10 protein-coding genes are annotated in these 18,520 nt (G+C 45.1%); 6 read left to right on the top strand and 4 right to left on the bottom strand.

The window, feature by feature from the left end; genetic code table 11:
* Window positions 1–62: 62 nt before the first annotated feature.
* A complete protein-coding gene (locus C7460_RS16795; protein WP_115869289.1) occupies window positions 63–2,375 on the bottom strand; it encodes a GumC family protein in 2,313 nt (770 codons plus the stop codon).
* 207 nt (window positions 2,376–2,582) lie between these two features.
* Between C7460_RS16795 and C7460_RS16790 the strand changes: the two genes are divergently transcribed.
* From C7460_RS16790 to C7460_RS16775, 4 genes are all read left to right on the top strand, one after another.
* Window positions 2,583–2,972: a response regulator gene (locus C7460_RS16790; RefSeq protein ID WP_170148058.1), complete on the top strand. Its 390-nt coding sequence runs from the start codon at window positions 2,583–2,585 to the stop codon at window positions 2,970–2,972.
* Entirely contained in the window at window positions 2,965–4,005 is a 1,041-nt protein-coding gene (locus C7460_RS16785) for a sugar transferase (protein ID WP_221409555.1), read from the top strand. The genes C7460_RS16790 and C7460_RS16785 overlap by 8 nt, the downstream gene beginning before the upstream one ends.
* An 85-nt stretch (window positions 4,006–4,090) precedes the next feature.
* Entirely contained in the window at window positions 4,091–5,359 is a 1,269-nt protein-coding gene (locus C7460_RS16780) for a right-handed parallel beta-helix repeat-containing protein (RefSeq protein ID WP_115869287.1), read from the top strand.
* A gap of 478 nt (window positions 5,360–5,837) precedes the next feature.
* The gene (locus C7460_RS16775; RefSeq protein ID WP_115869286.1) at window positions 5,838–7,280 is read left to right on the top strand and encodes a right-handed parallel beta-helix repeat-containing protein; all 1,443 of its coding nucleotides are present in this window, start codon (window positions 5,838–5,840) and stop codon (window positions 7,278–7,280) included.
* 69 nt (window positions 7,281–7,349) lie between these two features.
* On the opposite strand, the gene C7460_RS16770 is transcribed toward C7460_RS16775, so the two are convergent.
* The 3 genes from C7460_RS16770 to C7460_RS16760 all read right to left on the bottom strand — a co-directional run bounded on the left by C7460_RS16770 (window position 7,350) and on the right by C7460_RS16760 (window position 15,778).
* Entirely contained in the window at window positions 7,350–8,594 is a 1,245-nt protein-coding gene (locus tag C7460_RS16770; RefSeq protein ID WP_115869285.1) for a hybrid sensor histidine kinase/response regulator, read from the bottom strand.
* A 9-nt stretch (window positions 8,595–8,603) separates the two neighbouring features.
* The gene (locus tag C7460_RS16765; protein ID WP_115869284.1) at window positions 8,604–14,321 is read right to left on the bottom strand and encodes a HAMP domain-containing protein; all 5,718 of its coding nucleotides are present in this window, start codon (window positions 14,319–14,321) and stop codon (window positions 8,604–8,606) included.
* Between the two features lie 266 nt (window positions 14,322–14,587).
* Window positions 14,588–15,778, bottom strand: a complete 1,191-nt coding sequence (locus C7460_RS16760) for a glycosyltransferase family 2 protein (protein ID WP_115869283.1) — start codon at window positions 15,776–15,778, stop codon at window positions 14,588–14,590.
* A gap of 228 nt (window positions 15,779–16,006) precedes the next feature.
* Here C7460_RS16760 and C7460_RS16755 point away from each other — a divergent pair, with 228 nt between their 5' ends.
* Window positions 16,007–17,239 (top strand): hypothetical protein, encoded by a 1,233-nt coding sequence (locus tag C7460_RS16755; protein WP_147302992.1) that lies wholly within the window; start codon window positions 16,007–16,009, stop codon window positions 17,237–17,239.
* Window positions 17,240–17,266: 27 nt separating this feature from the next.
* The gene (locus tag C7460_RS16750; protein ID WP_115869281.1) at window positions 17,267–18,433 is read left to right on the top strand and encodes an MFS transporter; all 1,167 of its coding nucleotides are present in this window, start codon (window positions 17,267–17,269) and stop codon (window positions 18,431–18,433) included.
* Window positions 18,434–18,520: the final 87 nt, after the last annotated feature.

Raw genomic sequence — 18,520 nt, 5'->3', positions numbered from 1 at the left:
AAAACAGGCGCCTGAAACTACAGGCGCCTGCCACACTATACATCCGACATAGGAGTCGAAAACTAATCGCGTATATCTTCGAGCACTACCTGATTGAGCACTGCGCCTGCAGACTTGCCTTTCAGAGATTTTACAAACTCAATAGACTGCTCATCTACAGGGCGAACGGTATCCTGAGCATTGACCACCGTAACTACGCGCTGCACAAAGCTTACCAGCTCCCTACTGTCCGAATGATCATTGAGTGCCGGACCTTCCAGGAAAATATAATCAAACTGCTCAGCCATCATCAAGACAAATTTTTTAAAATCTCGTCGTGAAAGCATTTCTGATGGTGAGTTTCCCGTGATACCGCTATTGCCTACGAAAAAGATGTCATCATAGTCTGTAGGGTTTACCAGGTCCAGTGAACTCTTCATTTCTACGAGCTCTTCGTCCTCAGCCCCAGCACCATTGGCGGTTACTTTGGCCATGCGTGGTGATCGCTTAGAGACCATCCGCTTTTGCACTACCTTCACCTCCTTCAGCCCGGATCCGTAGATCTGTGTGAGCGAATTATTCTTAAAGTTGGTATCGATAATTAACACGCGCTTTTTGAGCAAACTAAAAACGTAGGCCAGCGAATTGATGATAGAGGTTTTACCGGCTCCAGGCCTCAGGCTGGTAAACAAGAAAATTTTTGAATTCATCCCCTCTATCTGGTAACGTAAATGGCGAAGTGATGATTTGTAAAACTCCACTTCACGCTTGGGACTATACTCCGAGATAAAAATCTTATGAAAGTCAAGCTTCTTCAGGCTCACTTTGTTGAGCACTGCCTGAAGTTTGAGGTTTACCATCTTCTGAAAACGGTAAGGTGTACGAATGGTGTCATCCGTGATCATTCCTAGTATGATGACCAAAACAGCTAAAGCAAAGCAGCTAAACACCGAAATGCAGAGCACATAGATGCTTTTCATCGAAGATGGGTTGAGTGCGGGAGTGGCAGCCAGTACCTGACGAAGCGAACTTTCTGTAACCTGTTGATTTTTTGCCTGATTAAGTTTTCTCAATACTTCGTTGTAATCCTGCTTGGCTACCTCTATTTCATTTTTAAGGGCAGCCACCTCATCACTCTGCTCCTCGTCATTCGAAAATCCGTATTGTAGCTGATTAATTCGCGCGTTGACCTGCTGGAGGTCATTTTGAGCTACCTGATAGTCTATACGAGCGGTCTTTAGCTGCTGCTCCAGATCTGACGTACCCACCGTTTCGGTATCGGTATCTAATCTGGCGATAAGCGAACGCAACCTGCCCCGGAGATAAGCCAGAGAATCTGACAACTCACGATTAGTAGATCCTGTGGATACATAGCGGCGCTGTAGTGCTCGTATTTGATCCTGAAGTGCTACTACACGTTGGTTTTGCTGACTACCTCCTCCAGAGCCGGATACGTCCTGCTCTAATTGGTTGATAGTGAGTCTGTGCTCCTGCACAGCACTGCGCAGTTCATCTCTGCGGCGCTCCAGATCCACCAGTTGACTGTATCGACTGGCACGCTCGCCCTCTCCCATGGCATCAGATACGCCATAGCCTTCCAGCTGGGAGAGCTTATTGTCCAAAATAGCCTTTCGCTCTGCTGCTACCTCTTTCAGAAATGCCACAGATTCATTGGAGTGCTCTCCGCGAATGGTTGCATAGTAGTCTATAAACTCCTTACTAAAAGTATTGGCTGCAAATGCAGACAATTCCCGGTCATGAGATTCAAACTCCACATTGATATAATCTGTACCAAAAACACGGTAAATATTGAGAGCATCACTCACGGCCTGATAATCATAACCAAACGCAAGCAGAAACTTACGTATGAGGTCGAAATTTGGATCCGAAGGGTCCAACGCCTCATGAGCACGAAGCTTCTCTTTTACTTCTTTTTTGACCAGCTCGATCTCCGCATCTTCAAAAAACGAATAAAGCGACGGCTGGTAGTCTGAGGTAAGTGCCCGCATTTTAGCGTTGAGCTGTTTACCCATTCGGGTGAAACGATCCTCCTCTAATATCACCGAGGGATCTTTGGGATACCTAAATGTTTGCTCCTGATCATGATTTAGATCATGTAGCAACAGCCGGTACGACAATAAGTTGAAGCTTACAGGTGACTTCATAAGCTCCAATAAATTATTGAATCTGACGTCCTGGTCTCTCATGCGCTCTGATGGCTCGTTGAGATCTACCTGATCAGTGATGGTATATCCTGTGGAAATGCGTGCAGTGGACTTAAAGGTCTCTTCCCGAAATTGCAGAAAGAAAAGTGTCACTAGAGCACCTACTACCAGCGTGATCAACACTACCCATTTTCGCCTCCACAGATTATTAAATACGTCCTGAATTTCCATAGTTTCTCCTTTGTTATGACCCAAATATAGAATGCGCTAATGGCTTGATAATCATTGATTTTATCTTGTAATTGAAGTGTAAGGTGTAGGGTAATTCTTATGTAACCACTGCATCATTCAATGGTGTACAAGAGCGCCTTAGCTTTGAATCGTCATCATCAGAAAAACGATAAGCCAATACCTCTAAACCCAACGAAGATCACAACCATGGAAGGCGCAAAAAACACCATTTTGATAGTAGAAGATGACACAGCGCTGTGTGCACTACTCACTACTTACCTGGAGCCTGTCTATCAGGTACATGCTGTTCATAATTCTATGGACGCCTGGGACTGGCTTAGTGCCGGCAATTTCCCAAACCTTATCCTTACGGATTTTAAAATGCCATTCGTCAATGGTATGGAGCTTACTGAAAACCTGCGCACCAGCGGGCTGTTTCGAGACATCCCTATAGTGGTGCTTACGGGCAGTTCAGATCCTGACCTGGAAGAACACGCCCAGATCTGGAACATCGAGCGCATCGTTGCTAAGCCGTTTAACCCGGAAGAACTTCTGGAAACTATTGATCAAACCTTAAACCAAGCAAATCATGTATAATCACAACCAGCAAAACTCTCCTCAACACCCCCACAATGTGATGTGGGTAGTAGGTCACGAAGTTCACATCAAAAGTGAATTTCACCTCAAAGGCATGGATTTTACGTGTATAGATATCGCAGCAGCGCCCAAAGCACTTGAAAAAATGGAACCAACAGCCATTACGGTTTTATACCGCTCAGGGCTGGAAGAGCATGCCAAATTTGGTGAGATTAAAGACAAGGCCGACAATCTCGCTCTGCCGATAGTGCTCTACAGTGTGGAGGAAGATGCTGAGGCCAGAGAAGTAGCCACCACATACCAGTTTGATGACTACCACTTCGGTAAACTAAGCGACAACCTGGAGCGGAAATTCGATATGATTCAAAAAATGAAAGAATACAAAGACACCGAAGAAGAACCTGTCGAAGAACCTGCAGGGGTGAAAATCCCACCCGCAAAGCGCATGTTTGACATCCTGGTAGCGGCCAGTGCGCTGATCGTGCTTTCTCCTCTCCTCTTATTGATTGCGCTTATCATCAAGCTAGAGTCCAGAGGACCCATCTTCTATGTCTCCAGACGTGCAGGTCATAACTACAACGTGTTTCCTTTCATCAAATTCAGATCTATGTACCAGGATGCTGATGCCCGTCTGCAGCAACTTTCCACTCACAACCAGTATGGTGATGGCATTTTTATCAAGATCAAAAACGACCCACGAGTCACCCCATTTGGTCGTTTTTTGCGCAAGACGAGTCTGGATGAAGTGCCACAGCTCATTAATGTACTCAAAGGTGACATGTCTATCGTGGGCAACCGACCACTACCGCTGTATGAAGCCGAACAGCTAACGCAGGATGAGGTGGCCAAGCGATTTCTGGCTCCGGCAGGTGTGACCGGACTATGGCAGGTCACCAAACGGGGCAAAGACGATATGAGTGATGAAGAACGCATCAATCTGGATATCGAGTATGCTCGAAAGCATTCTATGATCTATGACATGCGATTGCTGATCAACACAATACCAGCTATGCTTCAGAAAGAGGCAGTTTGACCCACACGGCCCGAAGGCATACTCCCTCACTCTCCCCCCTTCGGGCCGGCCTCTTTCTTTCTTTTACTATATAAAATCAAATGGAATGATCTCTCTTTTTATACTAATCGCTTCTACATTGCTGACTCCTGCGGAGGCACTACCATGCACCGAATGCGATCACCTCATTTCTTCCAATGTGTTTGATGGTAGCAAACAGAATGTACAACCAGGCGATGTTATCTGCCTGGCACCCAGACGATACAAACGCATTACCCTCAAAAATCTCCAAGGAACTAGTGAGCAGCCTATTACTATTCAAAACTGTAACGGTCAAACACGTATTTATGCTCAGAATGCCTTTGGCATGAAGTTTCAAAACAGCCAACACATCAAGCTGTCTGGCACGGGAAGTGACACTCATGAATATGGGATAGTCATCACTACCCAAAAGGGGTTTTACCTCACCATGGAAAGCTTTACCTCTGATTTTGAAATAGAAAACATCGAAATACGTGGAACCAACCCCAATGGAAAAGGCGCCGGTGCAGGTTTTGCAGGCATAGCTGCCAAAACAAGTCCTTACGAGGATTGTACTCGGTTTTTGGATCCAAACCGGGAGGATTGGGTCATGAAAAACATCCACATACATGACAACTACATTCATGACATTGGTGGAGAAGGCTTATATATTGGCCATGGCTTCTATAAAGGCAGGCCCGAACCAAAATGCAAGGATTCCAGAAAGCGCTATTCGCACAGCATTCGGGGAGTAAGGATCCATCACAACAAAATAGCCAACGTAGGCTACGATGGTATTCAAATCAAAAATGCAGACAGGGATGTAAAGGTGTTTAAAAACACCATTCTCAACTACGGCACAAAAAACAAAAAAGCCCACAATGAAGGGCTATTTATTGGTGAAGGCACCACGGGCGAGTTTTATGGCAACATCATCGACACGGGAACAGGCAATGGCTGCCAGATTCAGGGACTTGGAAATATTGAATTGCACAACAACCTGTTTTTAAATGCTGGTGAACATGGCATTTATGCCACTCATGGCAAATATGTTGTACGATTACCTGATGGGGCTTTTGACATTCATAACAACACCATACTCATGGCCCATAATGCGGGCCTGGTGCTCTATAATGAAAAAGGTGGTGAAAAGCGCGTGTCTCAAAACCTGATTTTAAGCAAGAAACCCACCAAAGAAGGGTGTGAAGCCTCCTTTGAAGACAATACCTTGTCTACAAACCTGGCATTGGCATCTTCTGAAATCATTCAGCTGAAAGGCACAGGCATCAGCAATCACCAGATCGTGGAACGCGTGCAAAAATACTTACTCAGCAACAATCAACTTTCTCCCTAAAATTCACGCGCATCGTTCTCAATTTCCCTCTTCAGAATTTCGTTGATGCCGTGTGGGCCCGTCGTACTTGTAAGCGATGGGCCTATTTTTTTTGAATCCAATTGTTCCAATTTTCTTTCTCTGTCATACTAACTACTACAGCTTTTGTAGTGCGTAACTCTAGTATGTAGTTTTTTTTATGACAATTTGTAGTCATTTCAACTACATACACTCACCACTCTACTCTAGGCAAAACACCCAATTTTTCAACTTTATCACCACTCACAAAAATCTTATATCTGTCTGTTTTTCTGATACTTATAACCTTTTACAACCCCAAAACCTAACCCTTCACACGACCCCCTAAGAATCAACAGGCACTTTTTCACACAACATCTGCGTTAGCTTTGCGACAAAAGTCAGTGTAGTAGTATTTTCCACAAGTAATGTGCAAGATCTACCACAGCTTTTATAGAAGTTTTTAACAACCAGACAGAAAATGAAAAAGAACAACAGCAATGGACAGCAACGCAACGTAACAACTCTGATATGTTCGCTTATTCTCACCCTCCCGTTTCTTTTCACGCAATGTGACATGGCCAACGAGCAGGAAATCTCCACCGAAGCAAGTCCTAATACCGAAAGCGCTTCATACTCCCCCTCCACCTCAACTACATGCGCGGACTGTGATCATGTAGTAAACAACTATGTAACCGACGGCACGCAGCTCAACATCCAGCCAGGAGATATCATCTGTTTGGATGCATCTGTAGACTACAATCGATTGGTGTTTCGCAACATCGTAGGTACCCGAAACAACCCTGTGATCATTAGAAACTGTGGAGGAATAGCCAAGATATACTCCGACGCATCATTCGGCTTAAAATTTGAAAACAGTAAGGATTTTAAACTCATCGGAGATGGCACAGACGATCAATACGGCATCCGTGTGACTACTGAAAAGGGGTTTTATGTGACCATGGAACGCTTCACTACAGATGTAGAAATGGCACGAATAGAAGTAGCAGGCAGTACACCTGAAGGCAAAGGAGACCGTGCAGGCTTTGCAGGCATAGGCGTGAAGACCAGCCCCTATCAGGACTGTGAGTTATTTACTGACCACACCCGCCAAGCCTGGGTTATGCGAGACATTAGCATCCACGACAACTATATCCACGACACAGGTGGAGAAGGCATCTACATGGGCCATGGGTTTTATACCGGCAGAAAAGAAAGCAAATGCCCCGCTATAACCTACAGTCACTCCATCAGAGGGGTAAAGATCTACAACAACCTGATCGAAAATGTAGGCTATGATGGTATTCAGATAAAAAATGCCAATCAAAATGTGCGCGTGTACAACAACGTGATACGAAACTACGGCACAAAAAATCACTCTGCACACAATGAAGGACTATTCATAGGTGAAGGCACCACTGGAAAGTTTTACAACAACCTGGTAGATACCGGAACTGGCAATGGATGCCAGATTCAAGGCATTGGAAACCTGGATATCTATAATAATATCTTCTACAACTCCGGTGAACACGGCATCTACGCTAGTCATGGCAAATATGTAAAGCGCCTCAAAGAGGGTTATTTCAACATCATGAACAATTCCGTGATCAATTCGCAGAAATATGGATTTGTGTTTTACAACAACGATGGTGGCCCCAAACGATTTGTCAACAATCTGGTAGCAAATGCCGGAACACTTACGAAAAATGGTGCTGAGCTGGAAGCTTCTAATAATGTGTTTACCAATGACGTTCCGAACTTATCAATCTATGGGTTGGTAAAAAGCGTAGAAGACATATTGGGACTTGGCAGTGTAGTAGATGCGGGTGCAGACCTTAGTTCCTTTGGCATATTGGATGACATCTACGGCCGGGGCAGACCAGATGGTGGTGCTTTTGACATAGGTGCTCAGGAAGGTTACTAAAACATCTCGTTCCCTATTTTTAAACCTGTCAAGACTGATGTCTTGACAGGTTTTTAGGCATACCCGCTATTAATTATAACGCCGGTTTATACTTTCTGTGGACTTAGTCTGCATGGTAGAAACTCCATTGGTTTGCTGGCACAGGCAAAAAGTAAACCTGGTGGCAACATTCGGTTGGGATTCTGCCCAGATTTCTCCACCATGCTTTTCGATAATTCGCTTTACCAGCACCAGTCCTACACCTGTACCCTCAAATCCACTAGCGGAATCGAGCCGCTTAAATACTTTAAACAAATTGTGAGACTCTTCTTCTCCAAACCCAACACCATTATCGGTAACCGAAAAAATCGCTAGCTCTTCCTCCTCTTCATGTGTGATCGCAATTTCGGGTCTTTCCCGATGGCTACTATATTTAAAAGCATTGGAAAGCAGGTTTGACCAAACTTGCTTGATCAGACCAGGATTGCAGTATACCTCCGGGAGATCGCTCACTTCTATTTGATAGTTTTTAGCTCCGCCATAGGCAAAAGTTTGCTCTTCTATCACCTGTCTCACGATTTTGGACATGTCCACCATTTCGCGCTTGATCACCACATCATCTCTCGAAAATATCAGCAAATCATCTACTAGACTAGTGAGCAACCCAATTTGCCCATCAATTTTCTCTACATGGTCACTGGCCTCCTCATCATTTTGAACACATGCATTTCGTTTGAGGATATGTGCAATCATAGCGATGTTGTTGAGGGGAGTTTTAAAGTCATGAGCTACGGAATAGGAAAATGCATCCAATGCTTCGAGCTCGCGCAAGCGACTACTTAGCTGATCATTGAGTTGTTTGATTTTCAACTCTGAAGATTTACGCTCTTGCACTTCAGTAATGAGCTCCTGGTTCATCAACTTCAGTTTGTGCTTTTGTCGTTCCAATTCCAGGTTTTTCCTACTGAGCTCTACAAATACTTTTACTTTGGCTCTCAACAGGTCTGGCACTACAGGCTTGCTGATGTAGTCGACAGCACCCAGGTCAAAGGCTCTGAAAATCTGATTTTCAGTATCCCGAGCTGTGAGAAAGATAATCGGGATGTTGCGTAAGCGCTCTCGCTGCACGATGTAGGAAGCCGTCTCGAAACCATCCATCCCGATCATAATTACATCCATGATGATCAAGGTAAATTGGGTATCTTCCAACAGCACTTTGAGTGCCTCCTCTCCCGAATAAGCATCCACAAAGGTGTAGTTGGTATGCTCAAACACCGATTTTAGCGAAAGGTGGTTTTCCTCGCGATCGTCTACTATTAATATTTTTACGGGCATATCGGAGCCTTATACAAAGTATTTAATAATTGAAATCAACTCTTCTGTGTCTATAGGCTTGGTTATGTACTCTGACGCCCCAGCCTTGATACACTTTTCACGATCTTCGGGCATCGCTTTTGCTGTCACCGCTATAATGGGCAACGACTCGAACTCCTCCATCCTTCGGATCTTTCTGATAGTTTCATAGCCATCCATATCTGGCATCATGATGTCCATCAGCACCACATCCATATCTGGATGTTTGCGTAAAACTTTTAATGACTTCTTACCTCCTTCTGCAGAAAAGATGTTGCTCTGATATTGCTCAAAAATAGAGGTGAGTGCAAAAATATTGCGGATGTCATCATCCACGATCAGTATCTTTCTGTCCTGCAAAAAGTCTTTGGAGTTATGCACCCGGCTAACCATATCCTGACCTTCACTGGAGAGGCTTTGAAAAGGGATGTGCATGTTGAGCACCAACTGATCGATCAACCTGTGATCTGCAGATCCATTGCCAATCACTACTGCCTGCCCTAGTTCTGTGAGTTCTTTCATGGATGTTTTCGAAGGCGGCTTAGAGCAGCTTACAATAAGCGGCACATGGGCGTTTTTCTGGTTTAGCTCTTTGAGCTCTGCAATGGACGCATGGTCCATACTCACCACTGCTCCATCCAAATCATGGGGATCTATAGCTTTCAACTCCTCAGGAGTACTTCTGATCAGTTTTACTCCCGTATCATTCAGCGCAGCTTTAAAGCGTGCAAATCGTTTATCATCAGCATCAACAACCAGCAGCCTTCGTGTATCCTTTTCCACGTAGCTCATGAGTCGTTTCATCATTTCCTTTATGTCCTCTTCCTCAGAAGTCCTGGACATAAACGTGTGACCATACTTTTTGATATCAAAATGCCCGGAAGTCTTGGCGATAATCCCTGTAGGAATATGCCTCAAATCCAGGTTGGTCTTGATCTGATTGAGAATTTTCTGTCCTATGAGATCTCCAGTATCAAAATTGACGACAATGGCAACGGGCTTGAATTCATAGAGCAGATGCGTAATGTTCTTCGAATTGTCACTGATAATGATTTTCGCATCGTACCTGTGCACTTCGCCGGTGAGCAATTTGGACGTACGCACCTCATTGTCGATAAGCAAAATCACATCGTCTGACGTAGCTATGTCTTTTCTATCATCAGAAATGACCGCACTCTGTCCGGCAGAGGGTGCCACTATTTCGCTGTTGGTTGCCTCTGCAGGCGGCGATAGCAGCACTTCATTTTTTGGCATTAGCTCTTCTGTTTCGGAGAGGCTGTAGCTATGTGTCTTGAGTGGTAAATACAGTGTAAAGATGCTCCCTTTGTTGAGTTCGCTTTCCAGATCAATAAAACCTCCCAGCAGATTTGCCAGTCCACGACTGATAGAAAGCCCCAGTCCGGTACCTCCATACTTTCTACTGGTAGATCCTTCGGCTTGTTGAAATGCCTCGAAGATGATGCGCTGCTTGTCTTTAGATATTCCCAGACCTGTATCTTTTATCTTAAAAGCAGCATACAATTGGTTGGTATCCAGCGCCTCACCATAAAGCTCATCCACAGTATATACGCTGATCGAAATGGAGCCTTTTTCGGTAAACTTGAAGGCATTGGATAGTAAGTTTTTCAGAATTTGCTTTAATCTCTGAATATCCGTTTCGATAAATGAAGGCAAATCGCTGGCTACATCGATCTCAAACTCCAAATCTTTATAATCAGCCATGTGCTGAAAAGAACTCTTGAGATAGTCCAGGATATCAGAGAAAAATATCGGCGCAATGTCTACCGTAACTACTCCTGACTCAATCTTGGAAAGGTCCAATATGTCATTGATCAGGTTGATCAGCTCACTTCCTGATGAATGAATGATTTCACAATAGTTGACTTGCTTGTCACTGAGGTTGCCTTCACTGTTTTCTTTCAGCTGCTGAGAAAGCATCAACAAACTGTTGAGTGGTGTACGCAGCTCGTGCGACATATTGGCCAAAAACTCGGACTTATACTGCGAGGTAATGGTAAGCTGTGCGGCTTTTTCCTCCAGAGATTTTTTGGCAAATTCAATTTCCTGATTCTTTTTCTCTACCTCTTCTTTTTGTTTGGCAAGTAAGGTTGCCTTTTCTTCCAGTTCGTCATTGGTCACGCGCAATTCTTCCTGCTGCATTTTAAGTTCCTGAGCCAGTTTCTGAGATTGCCCCAGGAGTTCTTCAGTCCGGGTGTTGGACTCTATGGTGTTGAGCACGATACCAATACTTACTGTGAGTTGCTCCAGTAGGTTGAGATGAGTCTGGCTAAATTCTGAAAATGATGCCAATTCAAACACAGCTTTTACTTCTCCTTCAAACAGGATCGGAAAAACAATGATGTTGACCGGCCGCCCTTTACCAAGGCCTGAACTGATTTTCAGATAATTTGAAGGCACATTGGTAAGCATAATACGCTCTTTTTCAAGTGCACACTGACCTATCAGTGCCTCTCCCAGACGGTATTCCTGAACCAGATTTTCTTTTTTCTCTGCCGCAAAGGAAGCCAGTAGCTTCAATTTTGGTACTTCCTGATTGTTTTCGAGTATGTAAAAAACCCCGTGCTGTACAGAAATCACCCGAGCCAGCTCGCTGAGAATTTTTTCAGACACTTTTCCAAGCTCTTTTTGCCCTTGCAGCATCTGAGTGAATTTGGCCAGGTTGGATTTAAGCCAATCTTGCTCTTCGTTTCGAGTAGTAGTTGCCTTCAGATTGGCAATCATTTGATTGATGGTATCTTTCAGAGCCTCTACCTCTCCCTTAGCACCTACATTAATCGTTCCACTGAAATCACCTTTTGTTACAGCGCTTGCTACATCTGCAATCGCCCGAACCTGGGTGGTAAGGTTGGCAGCCAGTTGGTTTACATTCTGAGTGAGATCTTTCCAAATACCTGAAGCTCCCGGCACATGGGCCTGTCCTCCCAGCTTACCTTCAGCCCCTACCTCACGTGCCACTGTGGTCACCTGATCTGCAAATACAGCAAGGGTGTCTATCATTTCGTTGATGGTCTCGGTGAGAGAGGCTACCTCTCCTTTCGCCTCAATGGACAGCTTCTGGCGAAGGTTACCATTGGCTACGGCAGTCACCACCTTTGCTATTCCACGCACCTGACTCGTAAGGTTTGATGCCATCATATTTACACTGTCGGTAAGGTCTTTCCAGGTTCCTGCCACGCCTCGTACATTGGCCTGACCACCCAGCTCGCCCTCAGTACCAACCTCACGTGCTACTCGGGTCACCTCATAAGCAAAACTGTTGAGCTGATCCACCATCGTGTTGATGGTATTTTTCAGGTCCAAAATCTCCCCTTTCACATCGATGGTTACAGTTTTAGAAAGGTCACCACTAGCCACCGCTTTGGTCACCTCAGCGATGTTTCGTACCTGATCGGTGAGGTTTCCAGTCATTTGATTTACACTGTCGGTAAGGTCTTTCCACGTGCCTGCCACACCTGGCACAAAGGCCTGGCCTCCTAGCTTACCATCTGTACCCACCTCCCGGGCTACACGCGTCACCTCTGCAGCAAAGGCACGCAGCTGATCCACCATGGTGTTGATGGTTTCTTTGAGTTGTAAGATTTCACCTCGAACATCCACGGTAATTTTTCGTGACAAATCCCCATTGGCTACTGCCACAGCTACCTCGGCGATGTTTCGTACCTGATCAGTAAGGTTGCCGGCCATTTGGTTTACACTGTCTGTGAGGTCTTTCCAGGTTCCCCCCACATCAGGCACATTTGCTTGTCCTCCCAGCTTTCCGTCAGTACCAACCTCCCGGGCTACACGTGTCACCTCTGATGCAAAAGATCGGAGCTGCTCCACCATGGTATTGATGGTGTTTTTAAGCTCGGCTATCTCACCCTCTACATCCACTGTAATTTTTCTGGACAAGTCACCTTTTGCCACGGCTGTGGTTACCTCTGCAATGTTTCGCACCTGATCGGTAAGGTTGCCGGCCATTTGGTTTACACTATCGGTCAGATCCTTCCATGTGCCTGCTACACCGGGCACATTGGCTTGCCCTCCAAGCTTACCTTCAGACCCCACTTCTCGAGCCACACGAGTTACCTCCGAGCCAAAGCTGTTGAGCTGATCTACCATCGTATTGATCGTATTTTTGAGCTCCGCAATCTCGCCCTCCACATCCACGGTGATTTTCTTAGAAAGATCACCTTCGGCTACTGCAGTGGTTACTTCAGCAATGTTTCGCACCTGGTCGGTCAGGTTGCTAGCCATCTGGTTTACACTGTCGGTAAGGTCTTTCCAGGTACCTGCCACACCCGGCACATCTGCCTGACCACCGAGTTTTCCTTCAGAGCCCACCTCTCGCGCTACACGAGTTACCTCAGATCCAAAGCTGTTGAGCTGATCCACCATGGTATTGATGGTGCCTTTGAGCTGAGCAATTTCACCTTTTACGTCTACTGTAATTTTTCGGGACAAATCTCCTTTGGCAACAGCTGTAGTCACTTCTGCGATGTTTCGCACTTGTGAAGTCAGGTTGCTGGCCATTTGGTTTACGCTATCCGTAAGGTCTTTCCACACACCGCCTACACCACGTACCTTGGCCTGTCCGCCCAGTATCCCTTCTGTGCCCACTTCCAGGGCCACACGTGTCACCTCGGAAGCAAAGGAGTTGAGCTGGTCCACCATAGTGTTGATCGTGTTTTTGAGCTCAGCGATTTCTCCCTTTACGTCTACCGTAATTTTCCTGGAAAGGTCCCCTTTAGCAACTGCTGTGGTCACTTCTGCGATATTTCGCACCTGGCCCGTAAGGTTTCCCGCCATTTGGTTTACACTGTCCGTGAGGTCTTTCCAGGTACCTGCCACACCAGGTACATTCGCCTGTCCTCCGAGCTTTCCCTCCGAGCCCACTTCACGAGCCACCCGAGTTACCTCCGAACCAAAACTATTGAGCTGATCCACCATGGTATTGATGGTGTCTTTGAGCTGGGCGATTTCACCTCGTACGTCCACAGTAATTTTCCGAGACAAATCTCCTTGTGCTACTGCAGTGGTCACTTCGGCGATATTTCTAACCTGAGCAGTAAGGTTACCCGCCATTTGATTTACACTGTCTGTCAGGTCCTTCCAAACCCCTGCCACGCCCTTGATTTTGGCCTGACCACCGAGCTTACCTTCAGTACCTACTTCTGTAGCCACACGCGTTACCTCCATGGAAAACAGGTTAAGCTGTTTTACCATGGCATTTACATCCTTGGCTATGCGCAAAAACTCTCCTCTTAGCGGGTGTCCATCAATGGATAAAGGCATTTCCTCCGAAAGGTTTCCTTTTGCCACTGAGCTGATCACCATGGCGATCTGCATAAATGGTTGCACCAGATCAGAAATCAGGTTGTTTACTGCATCTGTGGATGTTTGCCAAGAACCTTTGGCTCCGGGTATTTCTACTTTTTTGGTGAATTTCCCTCGCTTCCCGATCATGTCACGAGCCTGTGTCACTTCTGTACACATGGTCTCGTTCATTTCCACGATTTCATTGAGGGTATCGCAGATTTTTCCGGTTAGTCCTGTTTCACCTACGGGAAAGCGAACGGAAAAATCTCCATTGCGAATATGAAGAAGCTTTTCATAAAGCTCCGCGTCAGAAAGACCTTCTCGATGATGTTCGTCTATATCTTGAGGTTGGGATTCTGCAGATTGATCCTGGCTGGGCTTAGGTTCCATAAATGTGTGCTCTGGTTTTGCGGTAACGTATGCTCTGCAATGAATTGTTGGGTATTTCCACTACAGGCATAATACTTCACCTAAAATGAAGTAACTAATAGGTACACCTACTTTATTGCGTTTTAACTATTTCGATTTATTTATACTCTCTAATTGTTTAAAACCACTTATGTGGTAATAAACCGCTTAACCTTAGACCAGCCGTCATGGGGGTAACAATTCTCCGACTAAATAGTTTCAAGAACTTTTTGGAACTACCCCCACGGTCAAGCGGCAGCTCTACGTGTTTTTTCCCAGGTTACTGCCTGCTCTTTTCTGACATAGCGGATAAAGCCCGCATACACCGAAAAATTCATCATGGAGAAATAAAAAGGAACAAAAAAACCCTTGATCCCCACCTTTTCGTTTCGCAAAAGGAATCCTACGAATGCCAGGCTATAGAAAAGCAACTGACCAATCAATAACCAGTCATAAAGAACGAATGGTGCCTCCACGGCCAACCAAATGTTCGTAATAAACACCACCAGTAATGCCAAAGGTGCTAATGTCCACCGAAGTACTCGATGAGATACATACTGGAAAGTGAGTACTCCATACTTCCAGGGATTGAGCAAGTCTTTCAGTCTGGCTATGGCTTGAAGTCCTCCTGCAGAAATTCGCACTTTACGCTTCCATTCATCTTCCACAGTAGCGGATGCTGTCTCAGTAGCCATAGCCGCTGGTTCGTAAACGAAGCGATATCCCTTGGCTGCTATTTTCATTGAAATGAAGAAATCCTCTATAACCATATCCGACGGAGGGTATTCATAAAGTGATGTTCTTACTGAAAAGAGTTCTCCAGCAGAGCCTACAATAGAGTTTAAGTCAGAATCCATTTTCTTTAGAAATGATTCGTACTTCCAGTACAGCCCTTCACCAGAGCCGCTTGCGTTATCTTCTTCTAAGTCTACTATGCGCTTTTCCCCTGAAACACCTCCTACCTTAGGGTCCGAATAGTGTCTTACCATGTTTTGTAGTGCTTGTACATTTAGCATGGTATTGGCATCTGAAAACACCACGATGGGACTTTTCACAAAACGCATTACACGATTTACGGCGTGAATTTTCCCTCTGCGTTCATTTTTGTGGAATAGTTTTACTGCCGGAAACTCCCTTACAATAGCAGCTGTATTGTCTGAAGAGCCATCTGTTACCACCCAAATATCCATTTTGTCTTTGGGGTATTCCAGGTTGAGCGTATTGATGATTTTATCCCGTATGTAGGCTTCTTCGTTGTACGCGGCGATAAGGAAAGTGGTTTGTGGCCATTCCTTCATGAAGTTTTTAGCGTTTTTTGCTGAAGGTCGAAAGGTATTGATCAAATAGATTACCCCTCCGTAGCCTAAGTAAGTATATAAGAGGATCAGCAATCCACTCCAAAAGCCAATGAAACATAAAAGCCATATAAATTCAAACATAGTTTGGTGTTTTGGTCGCTATGAGCAATTGTGAAGTTGGCTAGAAGAAATCAAAAGAAGCTTTTAAAGGAGCTTACAAATACCTTACACCCACTTATAATTGGCTAAAGCACGATAAAATCAATTCACAATCGAACAACCACCAATAAAGGCACGGTATTTGATGTCAATTTGACATTTTTCGCTGTAAACCTGCGAAACATCGAAAAAACTCAATTTTACCAACCAATGACTTACAAAGCACTTCCGGCCATGCTAACGGGTTTGGCCCTTTTTTTCACCTTTTTAGGCACTGCTCAAGAATCTTCATCAAAACTTAAAGTCAACATAGATTGCCGCGGCTGCAATGACAGTTACATCCGACAAAACACACTGTTTTTGGACCATGTCCGTGATCAAAATCTTGCAGATGTATACCTTTTGGTCAATACCTCAGGAAATCCTTCCAGCGTAATTTACAACCTGGAATATACGGGCAAAGGCCAGTTTGAAGGAATCAACAACACCTTTGATGTAGATTTCTCTCGCACGCTAACCTCCAATGAATTGCGGGATAAGCTACTCAAAGCGGTTATCAATGGTTTTATCCCCTACATGATGCACACCAATATGGCTGATCAGCTGATAGTAGAAGTTTTACAAAGCGAAGAAGCCAATAGCACCACTGTGGATGACCCCTGGAACAACTGGATTTTTGAAATCTATGGTAATTTCAACATGAGAGATCAGGACACCAGGAACGAACTAAATACCCGCATGGGTGCCGAAGGTGATAAGGTGACCGAAAACTGGAGAGTAAGACTGGATGCGCATTTCAATAGAAACATCCTAAAAATAGATGAGAACGACGAGGAGTTTACAAGCATTCGTGACTGGAAGTATACCGCTGCCAGCGTAGTGAAAAGTCTGGGCGATCACTGGTCTGCAGGAATTTTCTCCAGTATCAGCTCGAACACGGTGGATAATATTCAGGTGAAAACCAATATCTCACCAGCTGTAGAATATAGCTTCTTTGACTATAGAGAGGTGCTCACCAAGGAGGTTACACTGGCATATAAAGTAGGATACAACCATCAGAAATACCTCAAAACCACGATATACGACGTAAACGAGGATCGTTACCCAAGCCAGTCTTTTTCTCTCAATGTACGCTTTCGTAAAAACTGGGGCAACCTCTATTCTGGAGTAAGTGCTTCAAACTTTTTAAACGATTTCTCTAAAAACCGACTTAGCATGAACAACAGTGCTGCTGTGCGGGTTTTCAAAGGGTTCTCGGTACGGGTAAACGCAAGTTTCGATATGATTCGCGACCAAATCAACCTGGAACAGGGCGATGCATCATTGGAGGACATCATCCTCCAACAACGGGCGATCGCTACCAACTATCGCCTGTCTGTAGGCGCTGGCGTGAGCTATACGTTTGGCTCTATTTACAACAACATTCTGAACACCCGGCTATAAGGCCTGAGGAGTTATCTTTGCGGGGACATGTCAAAATCAGCCTCTGCTCCTGTCAGTGTTTTGCCCATAATTGTTTGTAGTCAGTTTGCCTGTACCTCCTTGTGGTTTGCTGGCAATGCTGTTCTTCCCCAGCTTCAGGAGGTCTTTAATATGACCTCCACTGCTGTAGGAAACCTCACATCTTCCGTGCAGCTAGGTTTTATTGTGGGCACGCTGGTATTTGCTTTCTTCCTGATTGCAGATAGATATTCTCCTTCTAAAGTTTTCATGCTTTGTGCTTTTCTAGGGGCGATATTCAACTTGCTTTGTCCCCTACCTATCAATAGCTATTATTCTATTCTATTGCTTCGTTTCATTACGGGCTTTTGTCTCGCCGGCATTTATCCTGTGGGTATGAAAATCGCAGCTGATCACTTCCAAAGTGGCTTAGGTAAATCGCTTGGTTATTTGGTGGGCGCCCTGGTGCTCGGAACGGCTTTCCCTCACCTACTGCGAAGCATCCTTAGCCAGACCCCATGGGAGTATGTCTTCTACGGTACTTCATTGCTCGCGATCATTGGTGGGTTGGCTATTGGCACTGCGGTACCTGACGGCCCCTACCGACATGCGTCGAAATCAATGAACCCTACAGCCATTGCAAGACTATTTCTGCAAGTCAAGTTTAGACAAGCCGCTGTAGGGTACTTTGGCCATATGTGGGAATTATATACTTTTTGGGCTTTTGTCCCTATGCTCCTCCGCTATGCATTGCCCGACGCAGACATCTCTTTACTTTCCTTCATAGTCATTGGGTCCGGTGGTATTGGCTGTATTTTGGCAGGCTATCTGGCAGTACCTTTTGGCAGCAAAACCATTGCAACCTGGGCTCTGGCTATTTCAGGAATATGCTGCGCGGCTATTATCTACTGTTTAAATTTCCCAATGATATCGATCGTAGTAATTATGATTTGGGGCATCAGTGTAGTAGCGGACTCACCACTGTTTTCTACGCTGATTGCTCAAAATGCACCCGCCCACCTGCGAGGCAGCGCGCTGACCATTGTCAACAGCATTGGATTTGGCATCACGATCGTCAGCCTACAGCTCCTCGCCTATCTGGAAGCCATAATTAGCTCTCCTCTAAATTTTCTATTGATGTGCATAGGACCGACCGTGGGACTGGTGGGACTATACGCAAAATCGAGAAAAAATTAGCCTTTTGCATAATATCTCAAATTGAGGCAAGGTTTTTGCCTATAATCGTTATACCCTTGAAGACACTTGATGCTTAGTTGACTTGAG

This window comes from Marinoscillum furvescens DSM 4134 (assembly GCF_003386095.1).
GTDB lineage: Bacteria > Bacteroidota > Bacteroidia > Cytophagales > Cyclobacteriaceae > Marinoscillum > Marinoscillum furvescens.
The sequence above is the reverse complement of the archived record's forward strand: the minus strand, read 5'-3'. Positions and strand labels throughout refer to the sequence as shown.

Coding starts and splice junctions, on each gene's coding strand:
- C7460_RS16785 (WP_221409555.1), top strand. CDS start 2,965: ATGTATAATCACAACCAGCAAAACTCTCCTCAACACCCCCACAATGTG.
- C7460_RS16750 (WP_115869281.1), top strand. CDS start 17,267: ATGTCAAAATCAGCCTCTGCTCCTGTCAGTGTTTTGCCCATAATTGTT.
- C7460_RS16780 (WP_115869287.1), top strand. CDS start 4,091: ATGATCTCTCTTTTTATACTAATCGCTTCTACATTGCTGACTCCTGCG.
- C7460_RS16755 (WP_147302992.1), top strand. CDS start 16,007: ATGACTTACAAAGCACTTCCGGCCATGCTAACGGGTTTGGCCCTTTTT.
- C7460_RS16790 (WP_170148058.1), top strand. CDS start 2,583: ATGGAAGGCGCAAAAAACACCATTTTGATAGTAGAAGATGACACAGCG.
- C7460_RS16770 (WP_115869285.1), bottom strand. CDS start 8,594: ATGCCCGTAAAAATATTAATAGTAGACGATCGCGAGGAAAACCACCTT.
- C7460_RS16760 (WP_115869283.1), bottom strand. CDS start 15,778: ATGTTTGAATTTATATGGCTTTTATGTTTCATTGGCTTTTGGAGTGGA.
- C7460_RS16775 (WP_115869286.1), top strand. CDS start 5,838: ATGAAAAAGAACAACAGCAATGGACAGCAACGCAACGTAACAACTCTG.
- C7460_RS16795 (WP_115869289.1), bottom strand. CDS start 2,375: ATGGAAATTCAGGACGTATTTAATAATCTGTGGAGGCGAAAATGGGTA.
- C7460_RS16765 (WP_115869284.1), bottom strand. CDS start 14,321: ATGGAACCTAAGCCCAGCCAGGATCAATCTGCAGAATCCCAACCTCAA.